At 40.5% G+C, this 15174-nt stretch carries 18 protein-coding genes; 16 read left to right on the forward strand and 2 right to left on the reverse strand.

The features are described from left to right. Positions 1–32: 32 nt before the first annotated feature. Both moeA and mobB read right to left on the reverse strand, forming a co-directional pair. On the reverse strand, positions 33–1310 hold the full coding sequence (gene moeA / locus JEU79_RS10085; RefSeq protein ID WP_198264016.1) for a molybdopterin molybdotransferase MoeA: 1278 nt from the start codon (positions 1308–1310) through the stop codon (positions 33–35). Next, the gene (gene mobB, locus JEU79_RS10090; RefSeq protein ID WP_198264017.1) at positions 1307–1915 is read right to left on the reverse strand and encodes a molybdopterin-guanine dinucleotide biosynthesis protein B; all 609 of its coding nucleotides are present in this window, start codon (positions 1913–1915) and stop codon (positions 1307–1309) included. The genes moeA and mobB overlap by 4 nt, the downstream gene beginning before the upstream one ends. Before the next feature lie 80 nt (positions 1916–1995). Between mobB and JEU79_RS10095 the strand changes: the two genes are divergently transcribed. The 16 genes from JEU79_RS10095 (at position 1996) to gltX (ending at position 15118) form a co-directional block, all read left to right on the forward strand. Further along, entirely contained in the window at positions 1996–2655 is a 660-nt protein-coding gene (locus JEU79_RS10095; protein WP_198264018.1) for an NUDIX domain-containing protein, read from the forward strand. A 426-nt stretch (positions 2656–3081) separates the two neighbouring features. After that, on the forward strand, positions 3082–3336 hold the full coding sequence (locus JEU79_RS10100) for a hypothetical protein (protein ID WP_198264019.1): 255 nt from the start codon (positions 3082–3084) through the stop codon (positions 3334–3336). A 170-nt stretch (positions 3337–3506) separates the two neighbouring features. Then, the gene (locus tag JEU79_RS10105; protein WP_198264020.1) at positions 3507–4328 is read left to right on the forward strand and encodes an HDOD domain-containing protein; all 822 of its coding nucleotides are present in this window, start codon (positions 3507–3509) and stop codon (positions 4326–4328) included. A gap of 83 nt (positions 4329–4411) precedes the next feature. Continuing rightward, positions 4412–5113, forward strand: coding sequence for an RNA polymerase sigma factor FliA (locus JEU79_RS10110; RefSeq protein WP_198264021.1), 702 nt, complete (start codon positions 4412–4414; stop codon positions 5111–5113). A 34-nt stretch (positions 5114–5147) separates the two neighbouring features. Then, entirely contained in the window at positions 5148–5633 is a 486-nt protein-coding gene (locus tag JEU79_RS10115) for a DUF1249 domain-containing protein (protein WP_198264022.1), read from the forward strand. 66 nt (positions 5634–5699) lie between these two features. Further along, positions 5700–6431 carry an SPOR domain-containing protein gene (locus JEU79_RS10120; RefSeq protein ID WP_198264023.1) on the forward strand — a complete coding sequence of 244 codons (732 nt, stop codon included), beginning with the start codon at positions 5700–5702 and terminating at the stop codon, positions 6429–6431. 10 nt (positions 6432–6441) lie between these two features. Then, a complete protein-coding gene (locus tag JEU79_RS10125) occupies positions 6442–7665 on the forward strand; it encodes an ATP-binding response regulator (RefSeq protein WP_198264024.1) in 1224 nt (407 codons plus the stop codon). A 205-nt stretch (positions 7666–7870) separates the two neighbouring features. Next, positions 7871–8431, forward strand: coding sequence for a flagellar basal body-associated FliL family protein (locus JEU79_RS10130; protein WP_198264025.1), 561 nt, complete (start codon positions 7871–7873; stop codon positions 8429–8431). 14 nt (positions 8432–8445) lie between these two features. Then, positions 8446–9519 (forward strand): flagellar motor switch protein FliM, encoded by a 1074-nt coding sequence (gene fliM, locus JEU79_RS10135; protein ID WP_198264026.1) that lies wholly within the window; start codon positions 8446–8448, stop codon positions 9517–9519. A 46-nt stretch (positions 9520–9565) separates the two neighbouring features. After that, on the forward strand, positions 9566–9952 hold the full coding sequence (gene fliN / locus JEU79_RS10140; protein ID WP_198264027.1) for a flagellar motor switch protein FliN: 387 nt from the start codon (positions 9566–9568) through the stop codon (positions 9950–9952). Between the two features lie 46 nt (positions 9953–9998). Next, positions 9999–10544, forward strand: coding sequence for a flagellar biosynthetic protein FliO (gene fliO / locus JEU79_RS10145; protein ID WP_214660543.1), 546 nt, complete (start codon positions 9999–10001; stop codon positions 10542–10544). Between the two features lie 66 nt (positions 10545–10610). Next, complete coding sequence (fliP, locus tag JEU79_RS10150; protein ID WP_198265950.1) at positions 10611–11348, forward strand: flagellar type III secretion system pore protein FliP; 738 nt, start codon at positions 10611–10613, stop codon at positions 11346–11348. Between the two features lie 18 nt (positions 11349–11366). Continuing rightward, a complete protein-coding gene (fliQ, locus tag JEU79_RS10155) occupies positions 11367–11642 on the forward strand; it encodes a flagellar biosynthesis protein FliQ (RefSeq protein WP_198264029.1) in 276 nt (91 codons plus the stop codon). 1 nt (position 11643) lies between these two features. Further along, positions 11644–12468 carry a flagellar biosynthetic protein FliR gene (fliR, locus tag JEU79_RS10160; protein ID WP_198264030.1) on the forward strand — a complete coding sequence of 275 codons (825 nt, stop codon included), beginning with the start codon at positions 11644–11646 and terminating at the stop codon, positions 12466–12468. Continuing rightward, complete coding sequence (gene flhB / locus JEU79_RS10165) at positions 12468–13595, forward strand: flagellar biosynthesis protein FlhB (RefSeq protein WP_198264031.1); 1128 nt, start codon at positions 12468–12470, stop codon at positions 13593–13595. Before fliR ends, flhB begins: the two co-directional genes overlap by 1 nt. Positions 13596–13696: 101 nt before the next feature. Then, a complete protein-coding gene (gene gltX / locus JEU79_RS10170) occupies positions 13697–15118 on the forward strand; it encodes a glutamate--tRNA ligase (RefSeq protein WP_198264032.1) in 1422 nt (473 codons plus the stop codon). Positions 15119–15174 lie beyond the last annotated feature (56 nt).

A 15174-nucleotide genomic window follows, 5' to 3' on the forward strand; every position in this document is an offset into this window, starting at 1 on the left:
GGGTCGCCTATTAGAGCTACATTAATAATGATCTAAGCAATCAAGCCTTCAAAAGGCTGTACGGTCACCATTTTACCGGCTTCAACGCTACCGCTCTCAGCGGCTAAGACAATAAAACAATTAGCCTGACTCATGGCTGTCAGCACGTGTGATGCTTGCATACCAGCACTGCGCACAGTGAATTCGCCACTCTCAGATTGTTCTAGAATTCCCCGCTGAAAATCAGTACGACCGGGACGTTTTTTCAATAATTCGCTGGTTTTAACCTGTATTTCAAGGGGAAGCACAATGCTCTGACCTTTCATGCGCTTTAAAGCCGGTTGCACAAACTGATAGAAGGTGGCGATAACGGCGACAGGATTACCTGGTAGGCCAAAAAATAAACTCTTGCCCAGCGTGCCAAAAGCTAATGGCTTACCGGGTTTCATGGCAATTTTCCAAAAATTAATCTGCCCCAGTTTTTCTAACGTTTCCTTTACATAATCCGCTTCACCGACAGACACGCCACCGGAAGTGATTACTGCGTCAGTGACTTCTGAGGCGGATAAAAAGGCCGCTTCAATGGCTTGGCGATCATCAGGAATAACCCCCATATCAATTAATTCGACATCGAGATTTTTCAACAAACCATAGAGAGAATAGCGATTGGAGCCATAAATATCGCCTTCGCCTAATGTTTCACCAATTGAGCGCAATTCATCACCCGTGGAAAAGAAAGCGACACGTATTTTCCGTGATACTTTAACTTCCGGTATTCCTTGAGTGGCAAGAAAGGCCAGGTCAGTGGGGGAGAGTTTCTTGCCACAGGATAAAAAAGTGTGTCCTGTGCTTAGGTCATCCCCCTTTTTTCTGACATTGGCCAATGCTTTGGGCAGGGTAGTGATGTTGACCAAACCTTCTTCAGGTGTTTCTGTATGCTCTTGCATGACCACGGTATCAACATCAGAGGGCACTGCTGCGCCAGTCATAATACGAATCGCTTCACCTTTGGCTATAGCGCCCTGATAGGGGTGGCCAGCAAAGGATTGACCAACAACTTTTAGGCTAATAGCCGTCTGTTCACCGTCTTTAATCGCTTGTGAGTCGAGTTCTTTACTGGAAAATGCATAACCATCCATGGCTGAATTGTCACAGGGCGGGGTATCAAAGGTGGCCACTACATTCTGAGCTAAAATTCGTCCTAATGCCTGACGAATACCGACTTGTTCAATGCCATTAATGGCTTTAATGTCATTGATAATACGTTGTTGTACTTCTTTGACGCTAAGAAAAAGATTTGCAGTATCTGTCGGGTTGTTTTTTTGACTCATAATGATGCCTTGCCTATAGAAGATAATGGAATTAGTTCGCTAATAAAAGCGCATATTTCAGAGATGTTATTGATATCCAATAACGGATAATTGCTAATATCGGGATAAGTTGCTGTGGTTTTTCCCAGACTATTGCTGGTCTTAAAATTCACTTGATCACTGGCAATCGCAATGATATTTTCATCATCAGGATAGAGTAATGGCTTTGCTAATAGAGGACGATGTAATTCAATTTTACTGATATTTTCGTGCTTAAAGCCTTCAACAAGGATTAAATCTGCTTTATTGAGCTCCAAGTGGGGTAAGAGTTCAAACAAATTCGGCTCTGTGAGTTTAGTTTGTTCAGGATGTTCAACCATCAATGCCCAACGTTTGGCTGAAGCCACCAGCATTTGTTCAGCCCCTGCTTTACGCAGTCGATAACTGTCTTTACCCGGCTTATCAATATCAAATTTCTCATGATGGGTATGTTTTACCATCGCCACGCGAATATTGGCTTGATTTAACTCAGGGATTAGTTGCTCTAAAAGCGTTGTTTTGCCCGTACCGCTGAATGCGGCAAAGCCTAATAGAGGAACACCTTGAAAAGTCGAGAGTGAAATCATGGCTGAATTATATCATAATAGATTTTTTTATCTGCCTATGATGCTTTAAATGACGAGATCTAACGTATGAAATTTTGCTCATGAAACAGCCTAACGATTCTGATGTTAATATTATCACCAAAAAATCTGCTTATCAGGGATTTTTTAAGGTCAATCAATATACGCTACAGCATGGCCTGTTTGCCGGAGGCAAAACACGTATTTTGACCCGTGAGTGTTTTGAACGTGGTCATGCGGTCGGTGTGCTGGCCTACGATCCCTGGCTGGATAATATTGTTCTCTTGGAGCAATTTCGCATTGGCGCCTATGTTTATGGTAAGGAACTCGCGGATGATGCCGTTCAAAGTGAAAAACACTCCGCCTGGTTGCTAGAAATCATTGCCGGTATTGTGGATCCGGGTGAAGCTCAAGTTGAAGTGGCGCATCGTGAAGCACAAGAAGAAGCCGGTTTGGAACTACTCGCATTAGAAAGCATTGGTGATTTTTATGCTAGTCCCGGCGGCACATCTGAAACAACGCAACTCTACTGCGCCTGTGTGAATAGTCAGGGAGCGGGCGGTATTCATGGTCTGGAAGAAGAAGGCGAAGATATTCGAGTGCGAGTGGTTACTTATGAAGAAGCTGTGCAATTGTTAAAGGATGGACGTTTAAATAATGCCAGCGCCATGATTGCAATGCAGTGGTTAATGCTCAATCGCGTAGCAATGCGCACAAAATGGCATGATTTAGGTAAAAATTAGACAACTATTCATCGTACTATAACACTCCGCTAGAGTATCTGGTTGAATAGCTTGTCTTTACAGGGTTTTGAAAACAGGATGTTTTCATAAAGCGTCATAGGGATGTGCTCGAGCGACCCTGTAAAGACAAGCTATTTAATCGGGTACGGGATTACACTGAATAGTTAAAAATTAGTTAAAGATGTCTATAAACAGGACGCTATAAGTCTTAGTTCAACCTAAAATAATCAGTTGAATCGTAGCGAGAGCGACTTAGGTGCTGAAGATTAAGGGTTTTACAGGTTATTTTGGCTTTATTCGTAGTCACCCTACGGGTGAAGTCAAAATGTTCTGGAAAATTCTTAAGATTCAGTGCATAAGGCGGTCACAGTAGGTTCAACTGATTTTTTTAGGTTCAATATTTCATTTCATTTGCGGAGCTTTTTTATGTCAGTTGATAGCATTTCAGGGGCAAATTTAGGCTCTGTTCTAGGCACTGCCAGACAAGGTATGCAAACAGGCATGGATGGCATCAAAAAAAATGCCCTGAATCTTGCCAGCAAAGAAGCAATGCAAGGGAATCGTTCACCGATCAATGATTTGGTAGAAATGAAAATGAATAAATATCAGGTGCTTTCGTCCGGCAAAGTGGTAACAACGGTGGATGAAATGCTTGGCTCTCTATTGAATGAAAAAGCCTGAAAAGCGAACACTATTTCCCTTCTTATAAAAAATTACCTTCAGCTAATTCTCTGCTATACTAAAACATCGACAGCTCAATATTAAAAAATTACATCAAGGTGATTTCATTATCTATTTTAGCTGTCAAAAAAAACAAACGACTCACATAAAATAAGGTATTATTTATTAAGATGACAGCTTGTATCAATGAGCTCAAAGAACTACCGCCACTATCGACATCCGCACGAGAAATTTTAAAAATAGTGCACAATGATGATGCGCATGTCTATGAATTAACACGCATTATTGAGCAAGATCCCGCCTTGCTTTCACGGATTATCGGCTTGGCTAATTCAGCATTCTTTGGTTCTCGGGAAGTGTCGGGCGTGCAACGAGCGATTATCGATGTATTGGGTTTTCGTACGGCAAAAAATATTGTATTAGGTGTGGTCTTGGGAGGGATATTTAATCCCCAAAAATGCCGTTCGTTTGATTTGCCTCGCTATTGGTTTGTCAGTCTAATGACTGCAACACTGGCTAAAGATATTGCTCAAGAGCTGAAAATGTCATCTATGGATGCTAATGATGCCTATTTAAGTGGTATGCTCAATGAGGTTGGCCTAATGGCACTGGCCTATTTATACCCCAACAAACTAGAAGCAATATTATCTGAAAAAAGCAGCCATCTTGCGGAACGAGAAAAAGATGTATTTGGGCAAAGTCATTATGAAATTAGTGCTCAATTTTTACGTGAGTGGCAATTACCGGAAATTGTTATGGAAGTGATGTTGGAATCTTGCCATTTACTGAAAAAAGAATGTGGAGAACTGTGCAGCGTGATTTGCTTGGCACATAGTTTGGCCAATATGATTTATGAAGAGGCTCCTATTGAGCTCGGTGAAATGTCACTGCCGAAAATTCTTAAGCATCGCACGGGCATGATTAGAAAAATCATTGATAAAACTAAAGGACAAGCTGGTATTTATCGTGAAATGGCGAGCGTGCTTAGTTGAAGGATTTAAGTTAATAGTTGAAGGATTTAAGTTAATAGTTGAAAAGATGGCGAGTTTAAAATTGAACAATCTAGTGGATGACTATGTATTCATCTGAAGGCAAAGAAATTGCTGAGCAACTGGTGGAGAAATATGCACCACTGGTAAAAAAAATTGCTTATCATATGTCGGCACGCTTGCCAGCAGATATCCACATAGATGATATTATTCAATCAGGACTCATTGGCTTGTTAGATGCCGGTAAAAACTATGATCCCAGTCAGGGAGCTCAATTTGAAACCTATGCTACGATCCGTATTCGCGGTGCGATTCTGGATGAAGTGAGACGCAGTGACTGGGCACCCAAATCGGTGCATAAAAAAGCCCGTGACCTGAGTGCGACTATTCAGGAAATTGAGCGTCGCACGGGCAGGGATGCACGGGATATTGAAGTGGCTCAGGAAATGGGCATCAGCATTAGTGATTATTACCAAATTTTAAAAGACAGTAGCTCATGTCGCATGCTGAGTTTTGATGATCTCGGCGTTGATGACACTCAAAGCCTAGGGATTTTTGAAGATAGACAGCAAAATGTGGTGGCTGAAGTCCTGCAAAATGAGTTTCATCAACGTTTAGCTCAGGCTATATCGGGGCTTCCAGAGCGCGAACGCATGGTGATGTCCCTATACTATGACACTGAAATGAACTTAAAAGAAGTGGGCGTATTGATTGGTATCAGTGAATCACGTGTCAGTCAATTATTGAGTCAGGCACAATTGCGCTTACGCGCCCGGATTATGGACTAACTTCTAATAAGTAATAAGTAATTAGCAATAATTTATGAGCCATACGATAAAGCAATCAAAGCACAGTATTACGACACCAACGGGCTTATATGAAGCAAACTATCGCCGCTTGATGCGTTTGGTACCGGACTTATGTGCCAAGCAAGTTAACGACAAATATTGCTTAAGCGCTGAACAAATGACGTTGAAGGTTTTACAACAATACAAATATACCACGGTGATTTCTTTTCAACACTCATTGCATATACCGGGTAATACGGTAAATTTCTATCATGAGGATTATGAGTTAAGTCACCTTCAAGCCATAGATATGGAATTACGTGTATGTCACGATGCCTGTTTACTTGAAGTGATCGCCTATCAGGGAAAATCACCCATTCATTCGAGTCAGGCTTTCCCTGCTAAGCATCTATTACAACGCGATGAAAAAAGGCAACTCAACCTGTTTTTAAAAGAACTACTGGAAAAATCTTTAAGGACTGAATATCATCATAAACCACTGGCTAAATTATCATTTTAGCTTTTCAATAACACTATCGCTTATTCAATAAGAATAAGCCTTTCAACGGTAATTCAGAACACCATGATGGAAAAAATGCGCTTACTCCTCTTAATAATTTGTTGGTTTGGTTTTATAACTTTAACCTGGCAGGTCAGTGTTGCGGGTGAATTTGAGCAGGGTATTCAATTTTATGAGCAACATGACTACCCTCATGCCAAAGCGCTTTGGGAGCCTTTGGCTAATCAGGGTGATGTTAGGGCGCAATATAATTTAGCACTGTTAACCAGTAAATATAGACCAACAGGTAAAGAGAAAAATTCTGCTGCGGTTAAAGATACAATCAATAAATACCTAGCCATGAGTCGCTCCAATGGTCTGATTGATGCTTACTATGCTGCTTTAGAGCGGGTAGAAGCTGAAGCAGATACAAACAAAACAGTCACATCCAACACCCAGTCGTCCGATATAAATAATCCCCTTGCATGGCTAAATCAGCAAAAAAAACGCGCCTACACCTTACAGTTAGCCACGGGGAAAAGTAGGGAAAGTATGGCGATGATGAAAAAACAATTGCTGTCGTTTAAATCTCTGGAACAACCGGAAAATATTTATATACACAAAGTATACAAGACTGAAAATAAAAAAACTGTCGTACGTTTTATTCTGGTGTATGGCATTTTCGACTCATATCTGGAAGCCAAAAAGTCTACCGGACAATTACCGGCAGCTATTCAGAAATCCAGCCCGCCATGGATCAGGCAATTTGGCGTTTTACAGTCTATAGTCAATAGAACACAGGAAAAAACAGAAACCTGAATGTAGACCTATGAATAAATTACAATTTCATGATGCCAATGCACATTTGCCAGCAGAATCCGAAACCAATTTGGGGTGGAAGATTTTGATTGTGGATGATGATCCTCAAGTGCATCAAATCACTAAATTAGTGTTAAAACGCTTTGAGTTTCATAATAAAGGTATTCAAATTCTGCAAGCCTACTCCGCAGAAGAAGCTAAACAATATTTTGAAACAGAGGGCAATATTGCCGTTGCTTTTGTTGATGTGATTATGGAGAGTGATAAGGCAGGCTTAGAGCTGGTTGAATTTGTTCGAAACCAATTACATAACCAAAATGTTAGAATTATCATCCGCACGGGTCAACCCGGGAGTGTGCAGGAACAGACTACCATTAACAACTATGATATTGATGACTTCAAAGAAAAAACAGAGCTGACTAATAAAAAATTAATTGCGACGCTGACGCTGGCACTAAAACACTTTGAAACACACAAAGAACTGACCACAGCCAAAGAAGTTGCTGAAACCGCCAATGAATCAAAAAGTCTCTTTTTGGCTAATATGTCCCATGAATTGCGCACGCCGATGCATGCAATTCTTAGCTATTCTGTCCTAGGCTTAAAGAAAATCAAAGAAAAATATCCAGAAGATGAAAAACTCAATCTTTACTTAGAGCGTATTAATCGCAGTGGTGAACGGCTTTTATGCCTCTTAAATGATTTATTGGATCTGTCCAAACTCGAAGCTAAGGCAGATAAGATAAATCTTGAATTTTTCTGTTTTTCCGATGTCATTCAAGACATGGTGCAGGAGCAGGATATTGTTATTCATGAAAAAAATCTGCACCTAAAATTTAATATTGATGTGAGTAGCACGCGTATTTATAGCGATAAGGGAAAAGTTCAGCAATTAATTTATAATTTTTTGTCTAATGCCATTAAATTTTCCCCCCATAATGCTACTATCAACATTGGCTTAAAGACTAATACCATCAATAAATATAATACGCCCTTAAGTGCCATTCAATTTTATATTGCCGATGAAGGGCCGGGTATCCCTGCTCAGGAATTAGGACTGATATTTGATAAGTTTGTCCAAAGTAGTAAAACTGCTACGGGGGCTGGAGGTACGGGTCTTGGTTTGTCTATCAGTAATGAGATTGTTAAACTATTAGATGGCGAGATATGGGCAGAAAACAGAGTAGAGAAAGGGGCTTGTTTTAATGTCTTATTACCCTTAAAAAATACCTAAACGGGTTCATTTAAACCGGTGCCATTTTATTGACTTTTGTTTTAATTGCTTAAAAATAGCAATTAAATAGCTTTATAATACAATGTTTTCAAAGAGTTGGAACGAAATTTGCATGTCTTTTAATAGGCTTTTAAAGTCAATTTAATGTGACTGCGTATGTACGATTATTTTATTACATTAATATAACAGAAAACAGGATTTAACGATGGCAGATGTAGATCTGGATTTAGACAGTGGTGACGAAGAAGAAGCACCAAAATCATCAAAAAAAATGATCATTATTATTGCAGTTGTTCTGCTTCTAATACTGGGTATTGTTGGTGGACTCTTTGTTGGCGGCGTGTTTGATTCTGAGCCCGATGCCACTGAAGCCTCACAAAGCGCTGATGGTGAGACGGGTGGCGATGGTGAAAGCAGCGCAGCCGATGTTGCCCCGGAAGAAATTGCTGATGTGTCCTATTGGCCCTTAGAGCCAGCCTTTGTTCTCAATTTTGAAGGCAAAAGTAAGGCACGTTTTATGCAAATCGGTCTGGAAGTGTCAACGACCAGTGAAAAATCATATGCGGCAGTAAAAAAACATTTACCCGTGATTCGCAACGAAATAGTCTTGTTGCTCAGTGGTCAAAAGTATGAAGAAATGGTCACTCCGGAAGGTAAAGAACAATTACGAGCAGAACTTATTGAAACGATCAATATTATCCTTAAAAAGCATAAAGCTAAAAAAGGCATCGATAATATTTATTTTACCAGTTTCGTGATGCAATAGAGTAGGAAAAAAGAGTGACCGATCTACTTTCACAAGAAGAAATTGATGCCTTATTACATGGTGTTGACGATGGCGATGTCGATACCGATGATGAGGATGAAGGCGATGGCTCGGCCAGAGGATATGACTTCAATAGTGAAGATCGTATTGTTCGTGGCCGGATGCCAACGCTGGAGATGATCAATGAGCGTTTTGCCCGTTATCTCCGTATCAGTATGTTTAACTTATTACGCCGTTCAACTGAAATATCTGTGGGTGGTATTCAGACACTTAAATTTGGTGAATATATTCACACACTCTTCGTACCTACCAGTCTTAACTTAATAAAAATGAAACCCTTGAGAGGGACGGCATTATTGGTCATTGAGCCTACCTTGGTTTTCATTCTGGTGGATAATTTTTTTGGTGGTGAAGGTAAATTTCATGCAAAAATTGAAGGTCGTGAATTTACCCCGACGGAACAACGTGTGATCCACATGTTTATGGAATTGTGCTTTGAAGACTTGATTAAAGCATGGTCGCCAGTGATGCCAATGCTGTTTGAATTTAGCTCACGCGAAGTGAATCCACAATTTGCCAATATTGTAAGTCCATCAGAAGTGGTGGTTGTGAGCAGTTTACATGTGGAACTAGAAGGGGGTGGCGGTAATATCCATATTACCATGCCTTATTCGATGCTCGAACCCATTCGTGAATTATTAGATGCGGGCATACAAAGTGACCGTAGCGATGTTGATGAACGCTGGAGTCAGGCCTTGGGTGATGAAATTAAATCTGCTGATGTTGGACTGTCATCCGTATTAGCCAATACAAAATTGACTCTCAATGAAGTGGTTAAGCTCAAAGCCGGTGATATTATTCCTATTGAGATTGAAGATGAAGTGAGCGTGTTTGCAGAAGGCATTCCTGTTTTTAAGGCACAACATGGCATTCATAATGGCTATCATGCGATTAAAATTAAGGACAAAATGGAACGCCCAACGCATTTAGAAACCGGCATTCCATTTTTAGATGATGCTTTCACATCGACTGATTCTGAAGAAGATACGAGTGAAGGTGCCAAGGCTTTACCAAAGGCAGACACATAAATTATTAATTTAAAAATATAAAATTACCATTGATTGGGTATGTATTATGAGTGAAGAAACAGAAGATGCAGCAACAGAAGATGACCCCTGGGCTGAGGCGATGAATGAACAGGCGGACTCTGAAGCAGCGGGATTTGAAAGCTTAGAAGATGATGGTATTGCATCGGAAGAAGAAATTAATCTGGATGTCATTCTTGATGTCCCCGTTGATATTTCTATGGAAATTGGACGTACCAAACTCAGTATTCGCAACTTGCTTAAATTGAATCAGGGTTCGGTTATTGAGTTGGATCGGCTTGCGGGTGAGCCAATGGATGTATTAGTGAATGGGACATTGATTGCTCATGGTGAAGTGGTTGTGGTTAATGACAAATTTGGTATTCGTTTGACCGATGTCATTAGTCCGGTTGAACGTATTAAGAAGCTTAAATAAAACAATGACAAGCCGCCCGACAAAATTAATAGCTCTTTTTTTAATGATGATTTTTTCTCTCTCCCAACCCTTGCTTGCGGAAACAAAGGTTGAGAGCAATATAGAAAATGATACGGCTCTTCAAAAACAACAGGAAAACACTCCACTCACAATATCTGAGACAGATGACAAAGGTTTTTCCGGATTGAGCAAAAGCATTTTTCCTGCTAATACGATAAACAATAGTCAGTCTACTACGATAACGAATAGCTCAAAAGCACTGGATGTTTCTCTGGGACTCATTTTTATATTAATTCTTATTATGGCACTTGCCTGGTTTATGAAAAAAATGGGTTATAGTAACCTGACCGGGCAAGGACAGTTAAAAATCATTGCTTCACTTAACCTGGGACAAAAAGAAAAAATTGCGCTGATTCAAGTGGGCAAGCAACAATTATTAATTGGTATGACTGCGCAACAAATTAATACGCTACATGTGTTAGATGAAATGTTGGAAGAATCAGAGTTTCCTAACAATAAAGCTTCGTCAATAGGGAATAATGCCTTTGCTCGTGCTTTCGCACAAATAAAAGCAGCTAATTTAAAGCAGTAATTTTTAAAATTATCCAGGTGATCCTATCCAATGGAAAAAATAATTCCAATTCAAAAATGCTTAAAAATGCTTAAATATTTATTGCTGCTATTGGTCATTTTTTTACCCGGATTGAGTCTTGCAGCGCCAGGTCTGGAAGCGCTTACGGTGACAACAGGCGCAAATGGCGAACAAAACTGGTCGGTAACGATTCAGGCGCTGGTCTTAATGACGGTGATTACATTATTGCCATCCATGTTGCTGATGATGACCTCTTTTACTCGGATTATTATTGTTCTGGCCATCGTACGTCAGGCAACAGGCTTGATGCAAGCACCACCCGCTCAAGTACTTGTTGGCTTGGGACTTTTTCTAACGATGTTTATTATGGCTCCGGTCTTTGATCGCATGTATAACGATGGCTTTAAGCCTTATTTAGACGATCAAATTAAGATTGATGTGGCTTTAAAACGGGCATCCATTCCCTTGCATGAATTTATGCTGGCGCAAACACGGGAAAAAGATCTCACCATGTTTTCAGAAATTGCTAAAAAAGGCCCTTATCAAACACCGGCTGACGTGCCTTTTACCGTGCTGATCCCTGCTTTTGTCACCAGTGAATTAAAAACTGCTTTTACCATTGGTTTTTTGATTTTCATTCCCTTTCTAATTATTGATTTGGTGGTTGCCAGTGTCCTGATGTCGATGGGTATGATGATGCTATCACCGCTCATTGTGTCGATGCCCTTTAAATTAATGCTATTTGTGTTGGTGGATGGTTGGTCGATGATCATGGGAACATTAGCCGCAAGTTACTACATATAATAACGTGAGAAATAGACAATGACACCCGAATCAGTTTTAGACATTCTACAAGGTGCGGTTTATCTGATTATTATTTTATTGCTGATTACGCTTATACCTGCATTAGTGGTGGGTTTATTGGTCAGTATGTTTCAGGCTGCGACGCAATTAAATGAGCAGACACTGACTTTTATTCCTAAGCTATTAGTCACATTTGCTGTCTTAATGTACGCTGGTCCTTATATGCTGGATCGTTTAATGAGCTATATGAATCAAATGTTTATTAATATACCCTTTTATTTGAGTGGCGGTTAAGGTGTTTAGCACCGCTGAAATCACGGCCTTTGTAGGGGCCTATATTTGGTCTTTTATTCGTTTCAGTGCCATGATGATGACAGCCCCCATTTTTTCAGCTAAATCTATTCCTATTCGTTTTCGAGTTTCAATGGCTTTATTATTGAGCATAGTAGTGGCACCCTTATTACCGCCTTTGCCGCTGGTGGATTTTATTAGTGGTGAAGCCTTGTTGATTGCGATTCAGCAAGTCATTATAGGGGCAATTATGGGCTTTGCTTTGCAGTTGGCCTTTAATTTATTTGTTATGTCCGGGCATATTCTTGCCATGCAAGCAGGATTGGGTTTTTCTATGATGAATAGCCCTCAGGATGGTGTTCAAGTAACCGTTGTCGGTCAACTATACTTGATGTTTGCAACCCTATTGTATTTGGCGCTTGATGGTCATTTGATTCTTATTCGTGAGCTGGTTAATAGCTTTACATTATTGCCCATTGGCATTAATGGCATCTCTACTAATGGCTATTGGATGTTGGTGAGTTGGGGCAGCCAAATGTTTCAAAGTTCAGTAATGATGGTGCTACCTGCAATGACAGCCTTATTGATGGTGAATGTTAGCTTTGGCGTGATGTCCAAGGCATCACCACAATTAAATCCTTTCTCAGTAGGCTTTTTAATTACTATCGTGCTTGCTTTTGCGATTATTTATATCACTCTACCTACTCTTATCCCATACTTTGAACGGATTATGACGGAAATTTTTCAGCTCATTAATGATATTTTAACTGATAGTGCTCAGGCTATTGTTATGATAAAAAATATGTCTCTCTCAGTGGTGACAGGCTAATGGCTGAGAATCAAGATGGCCAGGATAAGTCAGAAGACCCCACGGAGAAAAAGAAATCGGAGTCCCGAAAAAAAGGCCAGGTGACCCGCTCCAAAGAATTAACCACCCTGTTTATGTTGATAGCTTCCATCGTTGGCATTATGTATTTCTCCAAAGATATGATTGAAGCCATCACGGCAATTATGCGTAATAATTTTTCGGTAGAACGTGATGTTTTATTTCACTCGGAAGAACTATTTATTCATTTTAAGGGTGAGCTTAGTCTTATGCTTAAGGCGCTCATACCGCTGTTTATATTAATGGTAATTACTGCCATATTATCCAGTGCATTATTAGGCGGCTTTAATTTTTCTGGCGATGCAATAAATCCAAAACCCGGAAAAATGAATCCCATTAAAGGCCTGAAAAAAATATTTGGAACAAACGGCCTGATTGAATTAATCAAAAGTATTTTAAAAATAATGATCATGGGTTCAATTGCTGTGTATTTTCTTTGGGCGGCTAAAAATGAAATTTATGGCTTATCAGAAGAACCTTTTCCTGGGGCTTTTATTCATTCCATGGAACTCATCAGCTGGCAATTTTTGCTCGTGAGTTTGGCGATGATTATTGTTGCCATGATCGATGTACCTTATCAAATCTGGAGTAATACCAAGCAACTAAAAATGACCAAGCAGGAAGTGAAAGACGAATCAAAAAATTCTGATGGCAATCCTGAAATGAAAGGTCGCATTCGCCAGAAACAACGTGAAATTGCTATGCAGCGTATGATGGGTGATGTACCCAAGGCTGATGTGATCATTACCAACCCAACCCATTTTGCTGTGGCATTACAATATGATCCTGATGGCTCAGGCGCACCTATTATGTTGGCGAAAGGGGCTGATTTGGTGGCGATGCAGATCCGTAATGTGGCGCAGGCACATGAGATACCTATTATGGAAATCCCACCCTTATCAAGAGCCATTTACTATTCCGTTGAAATTGGTGATGAAATTCCTGCAGGACTTTATGTGGCAGTGGCACAAGTTCTCGCCTATATCTTCCAACTCAAAAGTGGTGAAGTGGATGAGTCCAAGCAACCCGATATGGCCGACTTACCCATCCCGACAGAATATCAGCGCTAGCGCTTCTTTTTAGTGGTTTCTAGGTTTATAGCAGTGAGATAGAGTTCAATTAATGCCAACCATCATGTAAAATAACTGTTTTTTCCTTCCTGAGAGATGAAATGACTGTAAGAACCCGCTTTGCTCCAAGTCCCACTGGCTATTTACACATTGGTGGTGCCCGAACTGCTCTATTTTCATGGCTTTATGCCCGACGTCATAATGGCAAGTTTGTCTTACGTATCGAAGATACTGACAGAGAACGTTCCACTCAGGAAGCGGTTGAGGTGATTTTAGAAGGCATGCAATGGTTGGGCTTAGATCATGATGAAGGGCCTTTTTATCAAACGGAGCGTATGGATCGTTATAAAGAAGTGATCCAGCAATTATTGGCTGATGGCTATGCTTATCATTGCTATTGTAGCAAAGAAGAATTAGATGTGATGCGTGAAGCGCAAATGGCAAATAAAGAAAAAGCGCGTTATGACCGCCGTTGTCGTGACTTAGAGCAACCACCAGAAGGTAAAGAAGCGATGCTGCCGGTCATCCGCTTCAAGACTAATATTGATGGTGAAGTGCTTATCAAAGACCATGTAAAAGGTCAGATTGTCATAAAAAATAAAGAACTTGATGACTTAATCATTGCCCGTGGTGATGGTACACCGACTTATAACTTAGTCGTTGTTATTGATGATTTGGATATGGGGATCACTCATGTTATTCGCGGTGATGATCACCTGAATAATACCCCGAGACAAATCAATATCCTTAAGGCCATGAATGCCGCAATTCCTGAATATGCCCATTTACCAATGATTTTAGATGAAAAGGGCGCCAAGCTATCCAAACGTCATGGTGCTGCCAATTTATTAAACTATCGTGAAGAGGGCTATTTACCCGAGGCTTTACTCAATTATCTGGTTCGTTTGGGCTGGTCACATGGGGATCAGGAAATCTTCTCTATTGCAGAAATGATTGAGTTATTTGATTTGGATGACATCAATAAGTCAGCCTCTTCAATTAATCCCGATAAATTATTGTGGTTAAACCAGCACTATATTAAAGAGGGTGATCCAGAACATGTGGCGAAACATCTCGCCTGGCACATGGATCATGCTGGCATCAACACCGATAAGGGGCCTCGCTTGTCAGCCATTGTGACAGCCCTGGCTGAACGGAGTAAAACATTAGTTGAAATGGCACAAAGTAGCCGCTATTTCTTTGAAGATTTTGCTGAATTTGATGAAAAAGCAGCGAAAAAGAACCTCAAAGCCGCTGCTCTTGAGCCACTGCAACAATTATTAGCACGTTTTACTGCCATAACAGAATGGCAGGGTGAGGCCTTACACCAAATGGTGTTAGATTTGGCTGATGAACTGGAATTGAAGCTAGGCAAAGTGGCACAGCCACTGCGTGTTGCTATAACCGGGGCTGGCATGTCCCCCTCAATAGATGTCACTTTGGAGTTAGTCGGTCGTGAACGTTGCCTAAACCGTATTGCAATGGCGATTGACTATATTGAAGCGAGAGTTGCGGCGCAATAAGCGCAACTATTACATGACTGTTTAAGTTATTCCTTTGGATGTGAACAGTCATTTTG

It is taken from the genome of sulfur-oxidizing endosymbiont of Gigantopelta aegis (genome assembly GCF_016097415.1).
Classification (GTDB): Bacteria; Pseudomonadota; Gammaproteobacteria; order GRL18; family GRL18; genus GRL18.

Bases quoted from the DNA above. Each gene is read 5' to 3' on its own strand.
- JEU79_RS10120 (WP_198264023.1), top strand. From the start codon at position 5,700: ATGGAAAAAATGCGCTTACTCCTCTTAATAATTTGTTGGTTTGGTTTT.
- JEU79_RS10125 (WP_198264024.1), top strand. From the start codon at position 6,442: ATGAATAAATTACAATTTCATGATGCCAATGCACATTTGCCAGCAGAA.
- JEU79_RS10110 (WP_198264021.1), top strand. From the start codon at position 4,412: ATGTATTCATCTGAAGGCAAAGAAATTGCTGAGCAACTGGTGGAGAAA.
- fliQ (WP_198264029.1), top strand. From the start codon at position 11,367: ATGACACCCGAATCAGTTTTAGACATTCTACAAGGTGCGGTTTATCTG.
- fliN (WP_198264027.1), top strand. From the start codon at position 9,566: ATGAGTGAAGAAACAGAAGATGCAGCAACAGAAGATGACCCCTGGGCT.
- moeA (WP_198264016.1), bottom strand. From the start codon at position 1,310: ATGAGTCAAAAAAACAACCCGACAGATACTGCAAATCTTTTTCTTAGC.
- JEU79_RS10095 (WP_198264018.1), top strand. From the start codon at position 1,996: ATGAAACAGCCTAACGATTCTGATGTTAATATTATCACCAAAAAATCT.
- fliP (WP_198265950.1), top strand. From the start codon at position 10,611: ATGCTTAAATATTTATTGCTGCTATTGGTCATTTTTTTACCCGGATTG.
- gltX (WP_198264032.1), top strand. From the start codon at position 13,697: ATGACTGTAAGAACCCGCTTTGCTCCAAGTCCCACTGGCTATTTACAC.
- JEU79_RS10105 (WP_198264020.1), top strand. From the start codon at position 3,507: ATGACAGCTTGTATCAATGAGCTCAAAGAACTACCGCCACTATCGACA.
- flhB (WP_198264031.1), top strand. From the start codon at position 12,468: ATGGCTGAGAATCAAGATGGCCAGGATAAGTCAGAAGACCCCACGGAG.
- fliO (WP_214660543.1), top strand. From the start codon at position 9,999: ATGATTTTTTCTCTCTCCCAACCCTTGCTTGCGGAAACAAAGGTTGAG.
- JEU79_RS10100 (WP_198264019.1), top strand. From the start codon at position 3,082: ATGTCAGTTGATAGCATTTCAGGGGCAAATTTAGGCTCTGTTCTAGGC.
- JEU79_RS10115 (WP_198264022.1), top strand. From the start codon at position 5,148: ATGAGCCATACGATAAAGCAATCAAAGCACAGTATTACGACACCAACG.
- mobB (WP_198264017.1), bottom strand. From the start codon at position 1,915: ATGATTTCACTCTCGACTTTTCAAGGTGTTCCTCTATTAGGCTTTGCC.
- JEU79_RS10130 (WP_198264025.1), top strand. From the start codon at position 7,871: ATGGCAGATGTAGATCTGGATTTAGACAGTGGTGACGAAGAAGAAGCA.